Here is a 21,437-nt window from a genome sequence, read left to right as displayed (position 1 = left end):
TGACTGCTATAATATCACTCCGGAGGTATGTGCTTGATGTAGTGAGGAGCGAACGACAAGGCTGGGTGGGTTTTTGATGTGGTGGGAACTGCCTAACAATCCAAGCGGATTACTTCAACAAGTCCAAGAACCCTTGTCCTTTTCTCGTAATCCTGTATTGTTGCTTAGGACTATGTGGTACATCTGGAATAGTCCATTCGATCAGCCCATGATCCAGCAGAGAGTTGATAGTGACATTCAATTGGCCCGAAATGCTTAGTTGGTTCAGTGCTGTCGATATCTCTTTTCTAGATCGTGCCTTTTCGTCAACAATCTTTAGTACCCTACTGTACAATGTTGGTTCTGCCAACTCTTGCTGTACCACGAAATCCCTATTGATAAACTGTACCTGGAACTGTAGTCCACCTCGCTCGAATTACTCCCCTCAATTCTATCGTCATCATTAATCCTAAACATATTGGAAGAAACGAAGATTCTTATTCTTGGGACAACTTAGACCAGAATGTCTCTGTCAGGTAATACCCTCCTGTCTGTGTTGCATCCCCCCTGAACTCAACGAGACCACTCTGACGAAGCTGTTGTATATAGCGTTCGAGTGTCCGTTTGCTACCAAGGTTCGTTGCATCAGCATAATCTATTGCGTTTTTCCCTTCGGCATTCATGATGGCTTTAGCAAGTATAGCTAATTTTCTCTTCAAGGCTTTGGTTGCACCGTCAATTGCACCGTCAATTGCACCGTCAATTGCACCGTCAATTTGCTGTAACTCCTGCTGTGCCACGAAGCCTCTGTTAATAAACTGTACTTGGAACTGTAACCCTCCACGCTCAAACCATTTGAACTCGATTTCGGGATAGGCTTTCAATTCATCGGCTATCAGTTTAAGCCCGTTGCCCCATTGGTCAATCAGTCCAATCTTCTTGAACACCGGTGCTATCACCTTGTTGCGGATATCCGATTGACGGGCTTCCAATTCATTAAAATCAATGGATGGCAACAGCTTACCCGGACTGGTAATCTCGATCATATCGTCAAAGATGGCGACCTTGATATCCCGTCCCGAAAGTGCATAATCTCGATGCACTACGGCATTACGAATCGCCTCGCGAACCGCCACGACAGGGTACTGCCATCGGGTATTGGTGTATACTCCCTCCACGACAGCTGATTTATTGATATGGCGTAACACAAATTCGTATGCCTGCTCTGCTTGTGTAGCGATATTGGTGTCGATGGTCTTCTGGTCAATAAAGACACCTGTATCGGTACCCTTGAACCGAGCACATTCAATCTTGGCATAAGGGAAGTAAGTTCTACGATTATCACCATCCGAAAACAAGATGAGGGCATTGGTCGGTACTAAGTTCCCTTGGTGAGGCTTAATTAGTTCGAGCTTGCGCAAAGCTGTCTGATCCAAGATCTCTCCTATACGTGCCCCATAGAACGTTGCGAAGTCGGCAATATCTATATCTTCAATACTACAATCAAGAATCAGTTCCCCGTCATAGGACACATTGCGCTTTTGCCGTTCCAGTTCTGCTATAATCTCCTCATCTGCCAAGTGATTGGATGAACCGACACGGATATAGGTACCATGGAGCTTTCCTTTTGATTTGAGGTAGTACGGAAAGTTGCTTCCCCTGTGAATATGAACCCATATCAGCCTAGCATCGTCAACCTCCCGAAACGATATCTCCGGAACAATGACGGGATAACAGTGGTCATAGATAATACTACTGATCTGCTCTTCGATAGACAACAGTTCTTCTTCGGGCAAACCTACCAATGCACGAGGATCGTCCTGCACTCCGATAATCAAATCACCTCCCGCATCATTGGCAAAGGCGATGACAGTCTTGGCCAGATCCTGTGGACTGGGTAACTGTTGCTTAAATTCTAAGCGCCTACCTTCTGGTTGTTTAATAATCGATGCAAGGTTCATTTGTTACCTACAAAGGTTTTGGTTCAATGGGTTAAAGATACGGTTTTTTGGAGTATGGGGCAAGAGGTGAGACTGAAATATACCGTTCCTATCGTACGCGAACTGCGTGTACTCGGCATAGCAAGGAGCAAACGACAAAGTTGGGTCGGGTTTGGTGCTATGCCTATCAGTAGCAACCATTAGAAAGCCACAATTTACTTGGTGAATCGATTGTCCCCTCAAAATCAAAATTCCTTATACCTTCCATTTCAATCTATATTCTATTATTCCTTTTCTTCAAAATTGACAGAATTATTAAATAACCATCAAATAAAAATAAGACTGATTTACAGCTACTTACAATAAAAAGGCATCTGAAAATCAAATAACCATCAAATACCCCCCCTCGTCCTCGTTTGTGTAACGAGGATGCATGAGAAATGCGATAGCATCGCATCCAAAAAACTATCATTCCTTCAGATATATTATCGAGATACGGTTTCCCGTATTTTTTTATTCACTCCTATTTGATAGTTTTGAAGAAGTGGCAAACATTAGCGTAAAGCAATGAAAAACTTGGTTTTATGCTGAAGTTTTTGTAATTTTCTGGAGAAGAAGCTTATTGACCAAGCCAACACGTTTTTACGCGATGCGACCATAGAGATTGATTGGCGCAACAAGTTGAGATAAAAAAGTAGTTAGCGATAAAGACAGTACAACTTGACACCAAAACTACAGTTGACGAAAAATGATTCCACAAAAAATACAAGCATTATTTGAGTTCATTGATTTTTTAGACAAAAACAAAGAGCATTACATTCAAAAGTATATTCCTCTATGCAATGAGCTTACAGAACTTGATAAACAACGAAGCTCACTAAAACCAAACAAAAATTATAAAGATAAACTATCTTATGACTTCATTCAAGAGGAAATTAAGGAAAAGTTTATACCTATTACAGAAAACATTTACAAACCAATCACAAGTAAGCTACAAGAATTAGGAATTTGGGCTGGTGATGAAATTTATACAAGCATTTGGAACAATAACATTTCCGAAATATCAGATTTTAAAAGAAATTTTTCAGAGGCAGACATAAAGCAAATTTTTCATTACAAACAAAAATATCTAAATTTCAGAACTGAAACTAATAGCGATTTCCTTTGTCTTTCCTTTGTCTTTTCAAACTTAGATGAAATATTAAAGGAATTATTTGACTTCTTTAAGGATACCGATGAAAACGAATTTGAATCGTTTGAGCCAGAGATTATAGAATGTAAAAGTATTGAAGAAGCACTCCACCTCTATACTAACTCTCCCAAAAGAAACTTTCGCTTCACACTCCCCTCATCTTTTCTTACGTCTAATGCCTCCCCAACTCAGAAAGAAGTAGAGACTAGTCGTATGTTAGAAGAGCTATCAGTATTAAAGGGTGAAGTTAAGCAACTATTAAACTCTTCAACTAGCAAAGAGATTCACAGTTCCTACGAAGAAGCCATATATCGTGTAAGAATCTTAAAGTCTGTTATAGAAGATAAAGGTGGATTCAGCGTTTTCAAAATACAAGAAAATCAAAATGAAGCTATGCTTCAGCAGCTTTTTAAATTTGTCAAAGAAGGTTCGGCTTGGGATATTAATGTAGAAGTAAATAACGGACGAGGTGCAGTAGATTTTACAGTATCAAATGGTTCGAAGGACAAAACGGTTATAGAGTTTAAATTAGCGAAAAGCTCGTCGTTAAAGCGAAACCTACAGCATCAAGTAGAAGTCTACAAGAAAGCTAATGATACCAATAAAGCAGTCATAGCAATTCTCTATTTTAATCAAACAGAATACTTGAATCTAACTAAAATTCTACGAGAATTGAATCTTGATGATCTTGAAAATATTATATTAATTGATGGAGCACAGAAATTGTCGGCATCTAATGTTAAGAATTGATTGATTATTTATACAACTCACGCGAATATTATCGATGAACAACAATTAGATTATTAATATGACTAAGCTTAGTAGTAAGATAAAAATAACTCCAGATACTTGGGCTGGGATACAAATGCAATTGGGAGACGAATTATTAACTCACGCCATTCTAAACAAGAAGATGAACAAATGGCATGATCGTAACGATATAATTTACCATTATACTTCATTACATAGTTTCATCTCAATCATTGAAAGTCAGTCTCTCTATTGCACAAACTTAAATTTCTTGAATGACAAAAAAGAGTATAAGTTTGGGATTGAGCAAATCAAGTCCGTTTTAGAGAAATTTAAACAGGAAGGTTTTAGTCAAAATATAGTTGAGAAATTTGAAAAACATATAGACAAAATCGTCAATAGCGAAAGATTTGTAACCTGTTTTTCAAAAAGTGGAGATATGTTAAGTCAATGGAGAGCATACGCAAATCAAGGGAAGGGTATTTCTATAGGATTTGACAGTAGTAAGCTATCTAGATCACTATATCAATCAGTTAAAGCAACTCACGTTGAATATGATGAGAAGTATCAGCTTCAAGTAATCGAAGAGCTAATTCGAGTGTCTATAGCATTCTTCGAAGAAAGGAAAGATTTAATAGAATGGGAAGATTATGGTTATGAGTGGATGATCACAACAGCAGTTATTGGATTTTTAGGAGAGATTATCTCCTCATACAAAAGTGCAAGTTTTAAGGAAGAAAAGGAATATCGTTTTGAGTATTCGGTGCCAAACAATGAGTTCTATGGAGAGGAGGAACCAATTCATTTCCGTACTTCGGAAACGGCTATAATCCCGTTCATTATTTTGGAAACAGAACATAAAAGATATGAAAGAACATGGATCGATAAAGATTATCCCAAACCTCAAACAGTGATAGACAAGCTACCGATTAAGGAAATAATTGTAGGCCCATCATTGGATTTCGAACTTATAAAATTGGGCATCAATCAATTATTGAAAAAATATAATTATGAAGGAGTTGAGATAAAATGTTCAAATATCCCCTATAGGCTATAAGCCAAATAATCGTATATTTTGTTGACATGGATTGGAAGATATTGGATATTTGGGGTAATCACCGTCCAAGATGGTGTTTTCTCAGGTAGATACAGCGCTGATCTGTAGTGTTTACTAAGTGATCTGGCACTGACACATCTATTGATAATGAAATAATCTTTAGTGCTACTTATGGGCAGTAGGGACTTACCTCTAAAGTGGCGCTTTAGTTTTACTGTTCGCATAGTAAAGAGCATCGTATTTTGTATCTTTATGGAAATAATATAACGTACTTTATGAACACCCTTACCCAGATTGAAAATGCTTTAAAGGCAATAGATCAAGCAAAATTTCAAATGCTAGTAAATCACCTATTGTATTTGCAGGGGAATAAATTCATAGGTGCACCTGGTGCTGTCGTGGGCAAGGAGAAAACAAGCAAAGGAAGCCCAGATGCGTTCTTCGTTGATGGCGACAAATACTTGTTTGTCGAATGTACAACGCAAGAAAAGATCGGAGAAGCAAAATCTTTCTTTCAGAAGCTCAGCAAAGATATAGACCATTGTTTTGATGAAGGTAAGACAGCCATCCCTAAAGAAAAGGTAGCTAAAGTAGTTTTAGCATGTAACCAGAAAATCACCGCTGAAGAATATAGTTTATTAGATACCAAAGTAAAGACATACCATGCCGGGGCTGAAATTGAGGTTCTAAATATTCAGAATCTCCCCATGCTCATCGATGAATTTCCTAAACTGGCGGACAAGTACTTAGGGATTCCAATTTTAAAGGGGGATATTTATCCACTTGAAGAATTTCTTCTAAAAACAAATACCGGACTGCAGCCCTCACTCACCAATGAATTTATTGGCAGAGAAGAAGAAATAAAAAACAGTATTGCGGCACTAAAAAAGCACGACATCTTACTATTGACAGGCGGTGCCGGTGTAGGGAAATCGAAATTGGCGGTAAAGATACTTGATGAGCTTTCAAAAGCAGACCACGTACCCATAGTCATTCAAAGTTCAGGTGTACCGCTGTGGGACGACTATCAGCATCTTTTTTTACCGGGCAAGCAGTACATTATATTATTTGACGATGCCAACAAGTCGGTCAACAATCTAAACTACCTGCTCAGCAAACTCAGGGAGTCAAAATCGTACGCAGCAAAAGTGGTCATTACGTCACGGGACTACGTGAAAAAACAGGTATCAGCAGCGCTGCAAGATTGGTCCTATCAGGAGTTTAACATACCTGAATTTAAGGACGCGGAGATAGAGAACATCATTATTGCAGCGTTCCCCAAGCTCCAATATCATCGTGAGATAAAGCAAAAAATAGTGGATTTGGCTAAAGGAAATGCGAGAGTAGCCCTGATGGCCACCTATTCAGTTACGCCTGATGCGGAAACGAACTATCTGAATAGCCCTGTACTGCTATATGAAAAGTATTTCAAAAAGATATCGGAGGAGATTGGCATTTTTGATAATAAGATAGTTCTCCAATCTCTTGCTATTGTTTCTTTCTTTGGTGTTCTGGACAGAAATAACGAAAAACTGAAGGCTGATCTTGAAGATAAATTTGGAATTGATTGGAATGAACTCTGGTCTGCTATCCTTGAATTGCACAACAACGAATTGGTAAATGTGTATGCTGATGAAATAGTAAAGGTCTCAGATCAGGTTTTATCAACCTACGCTTTCTATAAATGCTTTATCGATGACCAGACCGCTGTGATTAATTATGGGGATTGGATTGCCACTTTTATTGAAAAGCATGCCAACAGAATCCGTATTACGCTGGTCGATGTAAATAACACGTTCACCTATCACCATATTAAGGAATTGGTATTGCCTCATCTGAATAAGGTAAGCGAAGGAATTAAATCCGATGAAGAGCAGCAATATGCTTTCTATGATTTATTTTGGATCTATAAAAATTTGGATTGCCTCCTGTACTTGAGAAAGTGGATCCTGAGCTTGCCTCAGGAAGAGCATCCAGACACTCTTAACTTCGATAGCGTAAATAGTCTTCAACCTAAAACAAGACATTTCGAACTTTTAAAACGCTTCTGGAACCATCCTAACGAGTATTTAAACCCGTCTCTGAAACTGACCTTAGAACTTGCAGAACGGCAACCAAGTCTATTGCCTGAAATTTCAAAATCTATTAATGAAGATTTCAAATATAAGATAGAAGACTTAGACCACCAATATTTAAGGCAGAATATGCTTTTCGATGTTCTATTGGACGACAAATGGAATGATACGCAAAAAACAATTGTAAATGGTATTTTCCTTCGTTTATCAGAAGTTTTACTAGGCTGGCAATATACGCAATATGGCTCTACCAAAGGGCATGAATTCACCTATTACAATTTCAATCTATACAAATCAGAGGCTTTATCATATTTAAGAATGTGCATTCTTGCTCAATTATATGATTTGTTTGAAATTGAAAATAATCAGTGTGATAAATTACTGATGAAAATCGTTCATCCTGGAGGAGATATAGATAAAAGTTTATACGCAGAGGAACTGCCGATTTATGAAAAAATTATTTCCGATAAATTGGACCATAGGCAATCTTCCCACTGTAAGTTTGTATCATCACTCTCCGAACATCTGGAAAAAGTAGCAACAGCAATTCCTGAAAGCTGGAAAGATTTCATCAATTCGGATATACAGAAATTGTCTGATCTTTTAAAGCCGGATTGGAAAGACAGAAAAGGTAAATCTTTTAAAGAACGCCAAAAAGAAAGGTTAAACAAAATCAGTGATGTCGTAAACGGGAGTGATTGGCCAGATTTAGAACAACTGCTCCTATATGTTAATTCGTTGTACGATCAAGATCAACGCAATTTCGCCGGGTATATACAAGCCTCTGCGACAAATATTTATATCGCTATAGCAAGAAAGGATAAAGCTCAATTTGAAAATGCGCTACAACTGCACTTTAGCGGAAAAGTCCATTTCCCATTGAGTTCACTGGTTTTCTATATTCCGCTACAGGAAGAGATTATCACAGGAGAAGAGCTATTCAGAATCGTGGAAAGCTACGAGTTCGAAGACAGGTTTTTCTGGGAATCTGTTTTGGTGACGTCATTACCAGAACAACAGATAAACGAGCATTTCTTAAAACTCCTTTTGGCACTCTTTAGCAACGGCAATAAATCTGTCGATGTTAATCACATGCATGACTATTTAAAATACCGGACGGCTTTTGAAAACTATAAGACGAAAGACCTAGAATTAGGCAACCACAATATCATTACTTATCTCACGAGCCTTATACTCTCGAGAGAAAATCGTACAAGTAATCCTTTTGGGCACGATTTTTTCTCAGAATGCGCATCGTATTTTTCCAACCATATTGAGCTACTACAAAGTGCGTATTGGAAACAGCATGAAATTGAGCCCGATTTTGATTATGAAGACAAGGAATTAAAGGCAATGCTGGATCTGGATAGAAATTTCATCCACGAGAGCTTTACCAACGGCGCTATAGGCGTAGGATACTCCGCCAAGATAGAACTTAGTAGTATCAACACCAGCGTACTATGGGAATATCCTGAATATGAGGAACTAGTGGAGGACCTATTATTAGATGTAGTAGAGAAAGAACTGTTCAGTTCGACTTACGAACAAGCAATCTTCAATTTGTTTAGATTAAAAAACGCTGACGAGAGCGATACGAAAAGAGCGAAATCACTGATTGTTAAATTGACCCAAACGCACGCTCAAAATGATAAAGTATTGTTGATACTGATTGAGATGGTCTTTAACAATTATAACGAATGGATAATACCTTATTACAGGGACTTCCTGCTGCTGCGTAAGGATATAGAGATTACAAAAAAAATTGACTTCGGCCGAAGTGAAAGCACGAATGGAAGTTGGGTTCCGGTATATCAGCGCAGAATAGACTTTTATCAAAGCATCATAAACATGATAAACACTCTCCCTGATATTCTTGACTACGCCGAACACATAGCTTACTTTGAACAACTCATAGCGTGGAAGAAAGAAGACATCAAAACGGAAATGAAAAGAGATTTTATGTATAAGTATTATTGATCGTATTACCAAACCAAAATTAGTTCTAAGCAGAAATTAATTGACAGTATAAAATTTAACCGCAAAATCTTGGAGCAGATAGAAATAATCATAAGCGACCTCATCAATAGCAAAAAGAGATAGCTTATTGAAATATCTAAATATAGGGGATATTCTCCCTCCTATCCTTAGTGTTCAGCGTAGCGGTCACTAAGGATGTCATAATAAATAATAACAGGTAGTCTGTGACTGCTATAATATCACTCCGGAGGTATGTGCTTGATGTAGTGAGGAGCGAACGACAAGGCTGGGTGGGTTTTTGATGTGGTGGAGTTTGTTACCGTAGGATATCAGTATCCTTGTGTCTATATGTTTACACACTTTACAAGGTAAAAAAGAAAAACCCAGCGCCAAAAGGGCTGGGTTTAAAAAACTCTTGTTTTAAAGTGCTGCTCTATAGCTATAGAGTATAGAGGGGCACCAACTATGGTACAAATATAGTAATAATAATTATAATTATATCAATATGCTATTTGACTTTTATTTTCTTTATTAGTGTGTAATACGGTTTTCCGTATTAAAATTATGCTTTTTTGAGTACATTTATGGCGATTTGCTTAAGTAAATCAACCAGCAAATTATTAATAATTCATGGCAAAAAAACTAGTAACAAAATCAACCGAAGAAATCCTTTGGGATGCAGCTAATAAATTACGGGGTTCGGTAGAGCCGTCAGAATATAAACACGTGGTGTTGAGCTTAATCTTCTTGAAGTTTGCGAGTGATAAGTTCGACAGACGCAGGGAAGCATTGATAGCCGAAGGCAAAGAAGCATTCTTAGAAATTCCAGAATTCTATCAAGCGGAGAATGTATTCTATTTACCGGAAGAATCTCGTTGGACATATATTATGGAGAATGCGAAGCAAGAAGACATCACTTTAAAGGTAGATTCTGCTTTGAAAACCATTGAACGCACCAATAAATCATTGGAAGGCGCTTTACCAGATAATTATTTTTCACGTCTAGGTTTAGATCAATCCAAGTTCTCGGCGCTGTTAGATACCATCAACAATATCGATACGTTGAAAGATGAATCTCAGGATATTGTAGGGCGTGTGTACGAGTATTTCCTATCCAAATTTGCCATTGCAGAGGGTAAGGGAAAAGGAGAATTCTATACACCAAAATCGATTGTAAACTTAATTGCTGAAATGATCGAACCCTACAAAGGTAAAATCTATGACCCTTCTTGTGGTTCGGGTGGTATGTTTGTACAGTCTTTAAAATTTATCGAAAAGCATCAAGGAAATAAAAAAGATATTTCCATTTACGGGCAAGAACTCACCAATACAACCTTCAAACTAGCGAAGATGAACTTGGCAATTCGTGGGATCTCTGCCAATTTAGGAAACAAAGCGGCCGATACGTTTGCAGACGATCAGCACAAGGAATTGAAAGCCGATTACATCATGGCAAATCCTCCGTTTAACTTAAAAGATTGGCGTGCCGAAAACGAATTGACCGACGATCCGCGTTGGGCAGGTTACGAAGTACCACCAAAATCGAATGCCAACTATGCGTGGATTTTGAATATGATTTCCAAACTATCGCAAAACGGAGTGGCTGGATTTATCTTGGCGAATGGAGCGCTTTCGGGTGGTGGTGAAGAATATAAGATCCGTAAACAAATTATTGAAAATGATTTGGTAGAAGCGATTTTAATCTTACCAGGAAGTATGTTCTATTCTACGGATATTAGTGTTTCTATGTGGATTGTAAATAGAAATAAAAAGGCAAGAACCGTTGAGTTAAATGACATTACTAAACATTATAGAGATAGAAGTAACGAAGTTCTTTTCTTTGATTTAAGACGAGAAGGAGTTCCTTTTGAAAAGAAATTTATTGAATTTGATGAAGAAACGATAACGAAAATCGCTCAAACTTATCATGCATGGCAACAAGTTGATTTTGAAGAAAACTATACTAATATAGAAGAATTTTGTAAAAGCGTTTCATTAGATGAAATACGTAAAAAAGATTATTCTTTAGTTCCAAGTAAATTCATTGACTTTAAAAATGTTGAGGAGAATTTCAATTTCGATGAAAAGATGATTGAAATAACAACGGAATTGTCTTCATTATTTGAGCAAGAAACCGCCTTGAAGCAAGATGTTGTGAACGTATTTAAATCTTTAGGATATGAATTATAAGCGTCTTGGCGATTACATCATTGAAAAAGTTGAATTCAATGAGGGAAATAAATACGATTTACTACTAGGGGTTAGTAACAACAAATATTTTCAAAAGGCAAAAACAAATACTATTGGTGTTGATTTGTCTAAATATCGTGTAGCCCATCATAATCAATTCGTTTTTAACAGAGCAACCACAAGAAATGGGGATAAAATATCTATTGCTTTACGAAAAGGGGAAACTTGTATAGTATCTCCTTCCTATAGAATTTTTGAAGTAGCTGATGAAAATATATTAAATCCAGATTATTTATTAATGTGGTTTAAACGACCTGAATTTGATCGTTATGCACGATTCAAATCTCATGGTAGTGCGCATGAATTCTTTGATATGGATGAAATGAATGATGTAGAACTACCCATTCCATCCATCGAAAAGCAACGTGAAATTGTAGCGCAATACGAAGCGGTAGCCAACAAAATAAAAGTCAACGAAGCCATTTGTGAGAAATTAGAAGCCACTGCACAAGCCTTGTATAAACATTGGTTTGTGGATTTTGAATTCCCTAATAAAGAAGGACAACCTTATAAATCTTCAGGCGGTGCTATGGTTTACAACGAAGAACTCGAAAAAGAAATCCCTGAGGGTTGGGAGGTGAAAAGTTTATCGGATATTTCTAAACAAATCTGTGTTGGTTTTGTGGGTAGTATTTATGATGATTATTGTGAAAAAAACATTGGAATACCTTTAATTAGAACTACTGATCTTAATTTAAGCGGAATTGATTATTCCAATTTAAAGTATGTTTCTAAAGAATTTCATAATAAAAATAAAAAATCTCAACTAACAAAGGGGGACATTTTAGTTGCAAGACATGGATCAAATGGGATGCCTTCAATTTTTAATCTCGAAACTGAAGCCAACTGCTTAAATGTTATAATAATTAAACCTAATCAAAAAATAGCAAATTCTAAACTATTATATTGTTTTTTAACATCTAAAAATTCTATAAATCAAATTGAAAATTCAGTTTCAGGATCAGTGCAAGATGTTTTAAATACTAAATCTATTTCTGATATGAAAATTTGCTTTCCAAATAATGAATCAATTTCGATAAAATTAGGAATAAAATTAAATGATATAGAAGGGTTTAAAACACTTAAAACTTTTGAAAACCAAAACCTCACTCAACTCCAAAGTTTGTTGTTGTCCCGTTTGGCAACGTTGGAGGGGTGAGGAAACTAAACTACTATTGACTAAAGGAAACTATGAATTTTGAAGAACAGGTACATCAATTAGCTGAAGAGCATCAGCTATTTAATTATAATAGGTTTAATATTTTCAACGTCATGTTTAAACCACATGACGAGAAATATTTACATTCTCGCTTTATCGCTTTTTTGTTAGATCCTAACGGTTCTCACAGGCAAGGAACTTTGTTTTTAGAGTTATTCTTGCAAGTTATGGATATCGCTAATTTTAGTTTAGATGGAGTAAGTGTTAATCCTAATGAAAGAGAGCGAGGTGAAATCTACAATATTGATATTTTGATTAAAAATGCTTCAAATCAAGCCATTATTGTTGAAAATAAATTCTTTGCAAAGGATCAGACAAGACCCGAAGAAAACGATCCATATTTAAAATACCAATTGTCTAGATACTATCATAGTTTAGTTATTAAACCAAAAGACTACATTAAGTATGATGTTGTTAAAATAATTTACCTAACTATTGATGGAAAAAAACCAGAAGATTTAGGTGATTTCCCTATTGAGGTTAAGGCTTTGATTAGTAAAAAGGATCATTTGTCAGATATAGCGAAGTGGTTGGACTTATGCTTGCAAGAACTTAACGAAGATTCAAATTTAAGAAGGAGTATCCAGCAATATAAACAAGCACGATACGAATTTTTAAATGATGTACAATTGGCATTGAATTTAAAAAAAATTTCAGGTAGAGAAGAGAACTTAGATGACGCCTTTCTTTTTTGGAACAATAAGTCTGTAGCTGAAAGCCAAGAATTAAAATTAATAAGAGAACAGTTTATCCATATCAAATGGCACACGGTTCATGAGTTTTATACAAAATTGACAAATAGAATCCATGAAGAATTTAAAGTGGAGGTAACAGAAGTAGATAAAGAAAAAATTACTGCTGTAACCCATTTTAATTCTAAAACTCCAACCCTACTAACATTTAAACTTCAGGATGTATTATACTATGTCTGTAACGATAAAAACGGATTTAGTATAGGTCGTCATGTAGATAATAAAACAGAAGCTGATTTTCAAATACTATTTGATAAAAACTATGCTTTTTTCGATTTTTCAAGACATGAGGTTTTTCAATTAATGAATACAAATGAATCAGAAAAATTGGCTAGAGAGATTATAAATGCTTTAACAAATTTTATAAATAAATAAAAACCTCATACAACTCCAAAGTTTGTTGTTGTCCCGTTTGGCAACGTTGGAGGTGCAAAAACTAAACTACTATTAACCAAGGGAACTTAATTAAATGAAAGAAGATATTTTTAGACTAGCAGCTGTACTATATGCTGATAATAATTATGAGGTTAGCTCTAAGACACTTCATAAAAAGGTAATAGAGTCAATTTTTATAGATAATAATAATGATTTTGTTGGGTTACATTCTTTAATTGATAAACTTAAAAAACAATATAATTTAGATTTTACAGAAGAAGAAGTTAAGAACGTAATTTCTGATACTGATAATTTTAATATTACGAGCTGTAAAATTGAAGAAATTAAAATTACTCTGAGTGCAAAAAGATTTGATACTATAAAAAATAAAATTGTTCATAGCAATTTAGATTATTTTATTGAGGAATTCCATCAGGTTAATAGTCAATATGAATTAAAAGTTTTAAAATCTATAATTCATAGTTTTTTATACGAAATCTTTCAAACCAATATATTAAGTTTTAGTAAGCTAGTTGATCCTTCAGTTCAAATAGAAGATTTGATTAATATCAATGATCATAATTTAAATAATATAGAAATCGAAATTATAAATACTTTTTTGAATTGGGAAAATGACGAAAAGAATAAAATGATTTTTGATATATCAAATTTAGCACTTGAATACTGTTTAATTACAAATAAAAAAGGAGCTAATTTTAAATTAGAGAGTTTAAAAAACAAATGTTTTTATTTAGACACAAACGTGATTTTCAGAGCTATTGGAATTAATGGCGAAAATCGTAGAAATAGAACTATAACTTTTCTTGAAAAATTTAAAGAAGCAAAAGAATTATTGTTTATTTCTAAATATACTATTGACGAGATAAAGAAAACTTTAGATTTCTATATTGGACAAATGTCAAGGTACAATACTGCTAGAATTAATTCAGATGTTTTTACTCTCTTTAGTAAGAGTCAAGACTTTATTGATTACTACCATAATTGGAGAAGGAAAAGAACTAATGATTCGACAGAGCTATTCAAGGCACATATTTTTTCATTGATTGAAGAATTAAAAAATAAATTTGATATCAAGGAAGATTATAAAGATTATTTTGATATTAAAGATTCAAAAGTAGAAGAATTAGTATTAAACATAGCGTCTAAAATAAATACATTTAAATCAGATGTAAAGCCTTCTAATATTGAAGCTAGTATAATTGATGCGAAGAATATTTATTCAATTGAAAAACAACGAAATGGTCATTACTCCAATATTTTTGATTGTAAATATTATTTTATTTCTGCTGACCAATTGTTAAGAAAATGGGATTATACTCAAAATGAATCAATTCCTATAGTATTATTACCATCTCAGTGGATGAGTATTTTATTACGTTATTTGAATAGAACTAATGATGATTTTAAAAGCTTTGTTAGTTTCTTAAATATTAGTAATGGTGAGAAAGGTGTTTCAAATGAAAATCTTCAATTGATATTGAATGGTATTTCAGAGATAACAACAGATTTTACTCAACAGAGTAGTATTGTTTCTGAAATGATTAATATAGGATTCAAAGGTATACTTGATAAAAATAATTCAGATGAGGAAGTGATTGAAAAATCAAAAATATTCGCCAAATCACATCTAGAATTGCAAATTGAAGAATTAAAAAAATCTAAAGAAAAATTAGAAAATAAATTTGAGAAATATCAAGAACAGACGACTTCAGCTATTGAAGTATTAAAACAAAGTAAAGACGTAGAGAAAGAACAGAAAAACGCAGAAATCGAAAAAAACAATCAAATACGTCAAGAACTAATTCAAACAAAAGCAAAACTTGATTTAACTAAGTATAAACGTAAAGCTTACTATTGTATTCCCGTCGCAATAATGTGTATTGTTTTTATTTTGTTAGTTTTTTTATTTCAAGACAAATCTTGGAATATGGTATCAGTTTATACTAATTATGCAAATTCTCTTGATGAAGGTTCTATGCAGAAAAAATATTGTGAATGGCTATGGTTACTACCAACCTCTTTATTAATAGGATCACTAGTAATTATTTATAAAAGACTATTAGATAAAGAAAACATAGAAAAGAAATTTTTGGAATATAGAGAAAAGTGGGAAAAAGAAATCAACCAATGAAATACACCGAATCACAACTAGAACAGCATTTATTAGCCTTTTAAATATATAGATAGTTTACAAAACATCAAAAAGAAATTAAAACATGCCTCAAAAAGCCTTATTTATTAATTCTGAAATTTGGATTCTGGTATTCGGTGGAGCCTTTCAGCGTGCCAATGTCTATAAGGAGAATATAAGCGAAAACCAAAGAAAGGAATTTCGAGAGTTTTTGATGGGCTATGTTGATTCAGAATTATTACCTCAATATAAGACTGTAGTCAACGAAGATGCACATATCCAAAACATTGAAAGTTTAATTGCTCATGCAAATCAAAAAGCAGAATTATTAAAAGAGAATAGATTGAGATTTGGTGTAGCTCAAAAGATAGTTAATCTATTTTTGAAATACCATTGGTGTTTGGGTAATATTGAGTGTCCACCTCATTTTCCCGTTGACCGAATTATCCAAGGAAAGTTAAAAATCCCAATAACTGCCTGGACAGAAATGGACGATGTTGAGCAGTATAAGGAAATTATAAATTTCGCAAAAGAAAAAGCTTCAGCAGAAGGTCTAAGCTTAGCGCAATGGGAATTGCAGAATTTTTCAAGAAGATTTTCTATCGCGTAAGAATTATATTGTCCGTTATTTCAGTCATTTTTATTCTATTTGTATAGAATAACGTACATTTTATGAAAAAGCAAGTTATTTTACCCAAGCATAAGAACGCATTAGCTCAAATGGGCGAACAGATAAAATTGGCGCGCAAACGCCGTAAATTAACCGCGGTGCAAGTAGCAGAACGAGCCGATATTTCTCGTTCTACCTTAAGTTTAATCGAAAAAGGTGAACCCAGTGTAGCTATGGGAGCGTACTTCAATGTATTGCGCGTATTGGGTTTGCAAGACGATTTTTTGAAATTAGCTTCTGATGATGAATTGGGTAGAAAATTGCAGGATTTAGAGCTTTTGTAAATTTTTATATGTTACAAAAACGCCAAAATTGTAACACGTTATTTTTATAGGTTACAAAAATCGAAAAAACTCAACTTGAGAAATACAAAAAAATTAGTTGTTCGAAAATTTCGATTAACTAAACAAAGGAATATTAAAAAATGATAAGCGAAAATAAACACATAGAGTTCAAGCAAAAGGTAACGCCGGAATTGGAAAAAGAAGTGGTCGCTTTTTTAAATTCCAATGAAGGCGGTGTGATTTATATTGGCATAGATAAAAATGGTCTTCCTGTTGGTGTGAGTGATGCCGATAACGAACAATTACTTATCAAAGACCGTTTAAAAAATAATATTTTGCCATCCTGTATGGGTTTGTTCGATTTGGTCATCGAGCAGAAAGAAGGCAAAGAGATCATTAAAATCATTGTTGCCGGAGGTTATGAAAAACCGTATTATGTAAAGAAATACGGACTTTCTGAAAAAGGTGCTTTTATCCGTGTAGGTAGTTCGGCAGAACCAATGCCTACCCGACAAATCGAACAGCTTTTTAGCAAACGAATCCGAAATTCGATTGGAAATATGAAATCGCCCAAACAGGCTTTACAGTTTCAGCAATTGCATATTTATTACCAATCTATTGGGAAAACTTTGAACGAACAGTTTGCCCGAAATCTGGAATTGCTTACAGATGATGAAAGTTACAATTATGTTGCGTATTTGATGAACGATATCAACAATATTTCTATAAAAGTAGCTCGTTATCAAGGCTTAAATCGGGTTGATTTGGTAGAAAGCAACGAATATGGGTATGAATCATTAGTCAAAGCCACGCATCAGGTTTTGGATAAATTGAATTTAGAAAATCGCACCTTAACCAAAATCACGTCGAAAGAGCGCAAAGAACAGCGGTTATGGAATGCCATTGCTTTGCGTGAGGCTGTTATCAATGCTTTTGTACACAATGACTACACGAAAGAAGTCGCTCCTAAATTTGAAATTTTCGACGATCGTTTGGAAATTACTTCTTACGGTAGTTTGCCTGACGGGCTTTCAAAATCCGAGTTTTTTGAAGGGTATTCCATTATTCGCAACAAAGAATTGATGCGAATTTTCAAAGATTTGGATTTGGTAGAACAATTAGGTTCCGGTATTCCGAGGATTTTACAAGCCTATTCTAAAGATAGTTTTGATTTTTCTGAAAACTTTTTGAGAATTACATTGCTTTCAACTGAACCTGTAACTCGTTCCGAACAAGATACCATGCAAGATGCCATGCAAGATACCATGCAAGATACCATGCATGTTGGAGAGCTTTTGAAGGTCTTTACGGGCGTACATACCCGAGAGGAGTTACAAAAAATGTTAGATTTGGCAAATAGAGACCATTTTAGAAAAACTTATTTACAACCGGCAGTTGAGGCAGGTTTAGTAGCTTTGACTATTCCTGATAAACCTACAAGCCGAAATCAAAGATATTACTTGACCGAAAAAGGGAAAAGCAAACGTTAGCAACGAATAAGTAGATATGAAATATACCGAATCTGAATTAGAACAAGCTTTTATCAGCCTTTTGGAAACAGAGGGCTATCAGTATATCAATGGGAAGAAATTAAAACGTTCGTCCAATCAGGAAGTGTTGCTCAAGGAAGATTTGCGTGCATTTTTAATTCAGCGATATCCCGATTTGGAGGAAATCGAGTTGGAAAGTATCATCAACGAACTGGCTTTTCAATCGGCTTCCAATCTTTACGAATCAAATAAATATATCTGTAAGCTGTTGGCAGATGGGTTGATTTTCAAACGAAACAATCCGAACAAAAAAGATTTGCATATTCGCTATGTTGACATCGAGAACGAACAAAATAATTCGTTTAAGATAGTCAATCAATTAGAGATTCAGGGTTCGGAATTGCGTATTCCCGATTTGATTTTATATATCAATGGTATTCCTGTGGTCGTGTTTGAGTTCAAAACAGCTATTGAGGAGGAAATTACCATTTATGACGCATACAAACAGCTCACAATCCGTTATCGCAGGGATATCCCCGAACTGTTGAAATACAATGTGTTCTGTGTCATCAGTGACGGCGTGAACAACAAAGCAGGAGCGATTTTTTCGCCTTATGAGTTTTTCTATGGTTGGAACAAAATTACGGGAGACGAAAAGAAAGCCTTATCGGGTATCGAGACCACGACTTCTATCGTTCACGGCATGTTGAATCCAAAGCGATTGGTCGATATTATTCATCATTTTGTATTGTTTCCCGACACGTCCAAAAACGAGGCTAAGATATTGTGCCGTTATCCGCAGTATTACGGAGCAAATAAATTGTTTTCTAATATCCTGCAACATCGCAAACCCGAAGGCGACGGAAAAGGCGGAACCTATTTCGGAGCAACAGGCTGTGGCAAGAGCTTTACGATGTTGTACCTGACAAGGTTGTTGATGCGTTCGACCAAGTTTTCGAGTCCGACGATTATCATCATTTCTGACCGAACGGATTTGGACGACCAATTGTCGAAAGACTTTACCAATGCCAAGGATTTTATCGGTGATGAGAATATTATCAATATCGAATCGAGAGCCGATTTGAGAGCGAAATTGCGCGGTAGAGAAAGTGGAGGTGTATTCTTAACTACGGTTCAGAAATTTGCCGAAGATGATGAAATCCTATCCGACAGAACGAATATTGTTTGTATTTCGGACGAAGCCCACCGTTCGCAGGTCAATCTGGATTTGAAAGTGAAGATTGATGATGAAAAAGGTGTGACCAAATCTTACGGATTTGCGAAATACTTACACGATTCTTTGCCCAATGCCACGTATGTAGGCTTTACCGGAACGCCGATTGATAAAACGTTGGATGTATTTGGCGATGTGGTGGATTCTTACACGATGTTTGAATCGGTCAATGATGAGATTACGGTTCGTCTGGTCTATGAGGGTAGGTCTGCGAAGGTCAACTTGGACTACAACAAAGTTGATGAAATAGAACGGTATTACGAGAGAGCTGTAGCTGAAGGTGCAACGGAATATCACGTCGAATTGAGCCAAAAAGCCATCGCCAATATGGAAGTGGTTTTGGGCGATAACGATAGAATTAAAGCCATAGCACAAGATTTTATCAACCACTACGAAAAGAGAATCGAAGAAAAAGCTACTGTAGCCGGAAAAGCCATGTTCGTGTGTGCTTCGAGAGGGATTGCGTATAAGTTGTATAAGGAGATTTTGGAACTTCGTCCCGAATGGGGAGAAATTACCATTGCTGAAAGCTTAACCGAAAAAGAGAAGAAAGAAATCAAGCCAATTGAGCGTGTGAAAATGGTCATGACCCGCAACAAAGATGATGATGAAGAGTTGTGGAATTTGCTGGGTAATAAGGAAGAACGCAAAGAATTAGACCGTCAGTTCAAACAGATAAAATCGAATTTCAAGATTGCGATTGTGGTCGATATGTGGCTCACAGGTTTTGATGTGCCGTTTTTGGACACGATTTATATTGACAAACCTTTGCAAACGCACAATCTAATTCAAACGATTTCACGTGTCAATAGAAAATATCAGGGCAAAAACAGAGGTTTGGTCGTGGATTATATTGGAATCAAAAAGAATCTGAATCATGCTTTGAGTTTGTTCAATAACAATACAGCTGAAGACGATTTTGAAGACCTGAACCAATCCGAAACCATTGTTCGTGACCAAATGGATTTGTTGCGACAGTTCTTCCATAAATTTGACACGGGTGATTATTACAATGGTTTGCCTGTCCAACGTTTGCAATGCCTAAATCGTGCTTCTGAATTGGTTTTGCAAACGGAGGATTCCGAAACGTTCTTTGTCAATGTAACGAAGAAACTAAAATCGGCTTACAATCTGGTCAGTGGTTCGGAATTGTTTACCCCCTCAGAAGTCGACGAAATTCATTTCTATTTTGCGATAAAATCCATTGTCGTAAAACTTACCAAGGGCGATGCTCCTGACACGGCTCAAATGAACGCCAAAGTGGCCAAAATGGTAGAAGAAGCCATTATTTCAGAAGGTGTGGAGGAGATTTTTAAGCTGGACGACAACAAAGCCAATTCCATTGATTTGTTCAGCGATAAGTTCATCGAACGCATCAGTAATCTAGAACTGCCGAATACCAAAATCAAAATTTTGGAACGTTTGCTCAAAGAAACGATTAACGATTTCAAAAAAGTCAATAAGGTAAAAGGACAGGAGTTTTCAGAACGTTTGCAAAGTGTCGTCAACCGCTACAATGAACGTAGCGAACGTGATATTCTGGATTATGACGGAATCCAAACGGATACAGCAGAGCAAATGTTGGATTTAATTGTCAAGCTTCGTGAAGAAATGGGTTCTTTTCAGGATTTGGGAATTGACTACGAAGAAAAAGCATTCTACGATATTTTGGATATGATTTGCCAGCAATACGGTTTTGAGTTTGACAAAGATAAAATGCTGGAATTGGCTCGTGAAATAAAAAAAATCGTAGATAATACAGCCAAATATCCCGACTGGGCTGATCGTGACGACATCAAAGCTCAACTAAAGATGGACATTATCGTCAAACTACACGAATACGGCTACCCTCCTATCACGCAAGATGACGTATATAAAAACGTATTGGAACAAGCAGAGAATTTTAAAAAGAATAGGTTAGGTAGTTAAAGTCGACCCCAAAATCTCCTAGAAGTAATTGCCTGAAAGCATTCAGATTGGAAGAAACTTCCTATTTATAACTAAGCTTTTGTTACAATCCTGCCCCCCTTTTAGCCCCCTA

At 35.7% G+C, this 21,437-nt stretch carries 14 protein-coding genes; 12 read left to right on the top strand and 2 right to left on the bottom strand.

Features of this window, described 5'->3' with window-relative positions; translation table 11 throughout:
- Positions 1–109: 109 nt before the first annotated feature.
- Together BM375_RS09755 and BM375_RS09750 are read right to left on the bottom strand one after the other, a co-directional pair.
- Entirely contained in the window at positions 110–364 is a 255-nt protein-coding gene (locus BM375_RS09755; RefSeq protein WP_093365645.1) for a Fic family protein, read from the bottom strand.
- 112 nt (positions 365–476) lie between these two features.
- Positions 477–1,940 carry an RNA-binding domain-containing protein gene (locus BM375_RS09750; protein ID WP_093365643.1) on the bottom strand — a complete coding sequence of 488 codons (1,464 nt, stop codon included), beginning with the start codon at positions 1,938–1,940 and terminating at the stop codon, positions 477–479.
- Positions 1,941–1,994: 54 nt separating this feature from the next.
- On the opposite strand from BM375_RS09750, the gene BM375_RS17585 reads away from it, so the two are divergent.
- The 12 genes from BM375_RS17585 (at position 1,995) to BM375_RS09695 (ending at position 21,325) form a co-directional block, all read left to right on the top strand.
- Complete coding sequence (locus BM375_RS17585) at positions 1,995–2,123, top strand: hypothetical protein (RefSeq protein ID WP_262987261.1); 129 nt, start codon at positions 1,995–1,997, stop codon at positions 2,121–2,123.
- Between the two features lie 544 nt (positions 2,124–2,667).
- Positions 2,668–3,861 carry a hypothetical protein gene (locus tag BM375_RS09745; protein WP_093365641.1) on the top strand — a complete coding sequence of 398 codons (1,194 nt, stop codon included), beginning with the start codon at positions 2,668–2,670 and terminating at the stop codon, positions 3,859–3,861.
- Positions 3,862–3,919: 58 nt separating this feature from the next.
- Positions 3,920–4,918, top strand: a complete 999-nt coding sequence (locus tag BM375_RS09740; RefSeq protein ID WP_093365639.1) for a DUF2971 domain-containing protein — start codon at positions 3,920–3,922, stop codon at positions 4,916–4,918.
- A gap of 275 nt (positions 4,919–5,193) precedes the next feature.
- Positions 5,194–8,970: an nSTAND3 domain-containing NTPase gene (locus tag BM375_RS09735; protein WP_093365637.1), complete on the top strand. Its 3,777-nt coding sequence runs from the start codon at positions 5,194–5,196 to the stop codon at positions 8,968–8,970.
- Positions 8,971–9,600: 630 nt separating this feature from the next.
- Positions 9,601–11,160, top strand: a complete 1,560-nt coding sequence (locus tag BM375_RS09730; RefSeq protein WP_093365635.1) for a type I restriction-modification system subunit M — start codon at positions 9,601–9,603, stop codon at positions 11,158–11,160.
- Positions 11,150–12,379 carry a restriction endonuclease subunit S gene (locus BM375_RS09725; RefSeq protein ID WP_093365633.1) on the top strand — a complete coding sequence of 410 codons (1,230 nt, stop codon included), beginning with the start codon at positions 11,150–11,152 and terminating at the stop codon, positions 12,377–12,379. The genes BM375_RS09730 and BM375_RS09725 overlap by 11 nt, the downstream gene beginning before the upstream one ends.
- A 32-nt stretch (positions 12,380–12,411) precedes the next feature.
- On the top strand, positions 12,412–13,566 hold the full coding sequence (locus BM375_RS09720; protein WP_093365631.1) for a PDDEXK-like family protein: 1,155 nt from the start codon (positions 12,412–12,414) through the stop codon (positions 13,564–13,566).
- A 94-nt stretch (positions 13,567–13,660) separates the two neighbouring features.
- Positions 13,661–15,718, top strand: a complete 2,058-nt coding sequence (locus tag BM375_RS09715; RefSeq protein ID WP_093365629.1) for a coiled-coil domain-containing protein — start codon at positions 13,661–13,663, stop codon at positions 15,716–15,718.
- Between the two features lie 85 nt (positions 15,719–15,803).
- Positions 15,804–16,328 carry a hypothetical protein gene (locus tag BM375_RS09710; protein ID WP_093365627.1) on the top strand — a complete coding sequence of 175 codons (525 nt, stop codon included), beginning with the start codon at positions 15,804–15,806 and terminating at the stop codon, positions 16,326–16,328.
- Between the two features lie 62 nt (positions 16,329–16,390).
- Positions 16,391–16,672 carry a helix-turn-helix domain-containing protein gene (locus BM375_RS09705; RefSeq protein WP_093365625.1) on the top strand — a complete coding sequence of 94 codons (282 nt, stop codon included), beginning with the start codon at positions 16,391–16,393 and terminating at the stop codon, positions 16,670–16,672.
- A gap of 140 nt (positions 16,673–16,812) precedes the next feature.
- A complete protein-coding gene (locus tag BM375_RS09700) occupies positions 16,813–18,162 on the top strand; it encodes a Fic family protein (protein ID WP_093365623.1) in 1,350 nt (449 codons plus the stop codon).
- 16 nt (positions 18,163–18,178) lie between these two features.
- A complete protein-coding gene (locus BM375_RS09695; RefSeq protein WP_093365621.1) occupies positions 18,179–21,325 on the top strand; it encodes a type I restriction endonuclease subunit R in 3,147 nt (1,048 codons plus the stop codon).
- Positions 21,326–21,437: the final 112 nt, after the last annotated feature.

Source organism: Sphingobacterium wenxiniae (assembly GCF_900116225.1).
Taxonomy (GTDB): Bacteria; Bacteroidota; Bacteroidia; order Sphingobacteriales; family Sphingobacteriaceae; genus Sphingobacterium; species Sphingobacterium wenxiniae.
The sequence above is the reverse complement of the archived record's forward strand: the minus strand, read 5'-3'. Positions and strand labels throughout refer to the sequence as shown.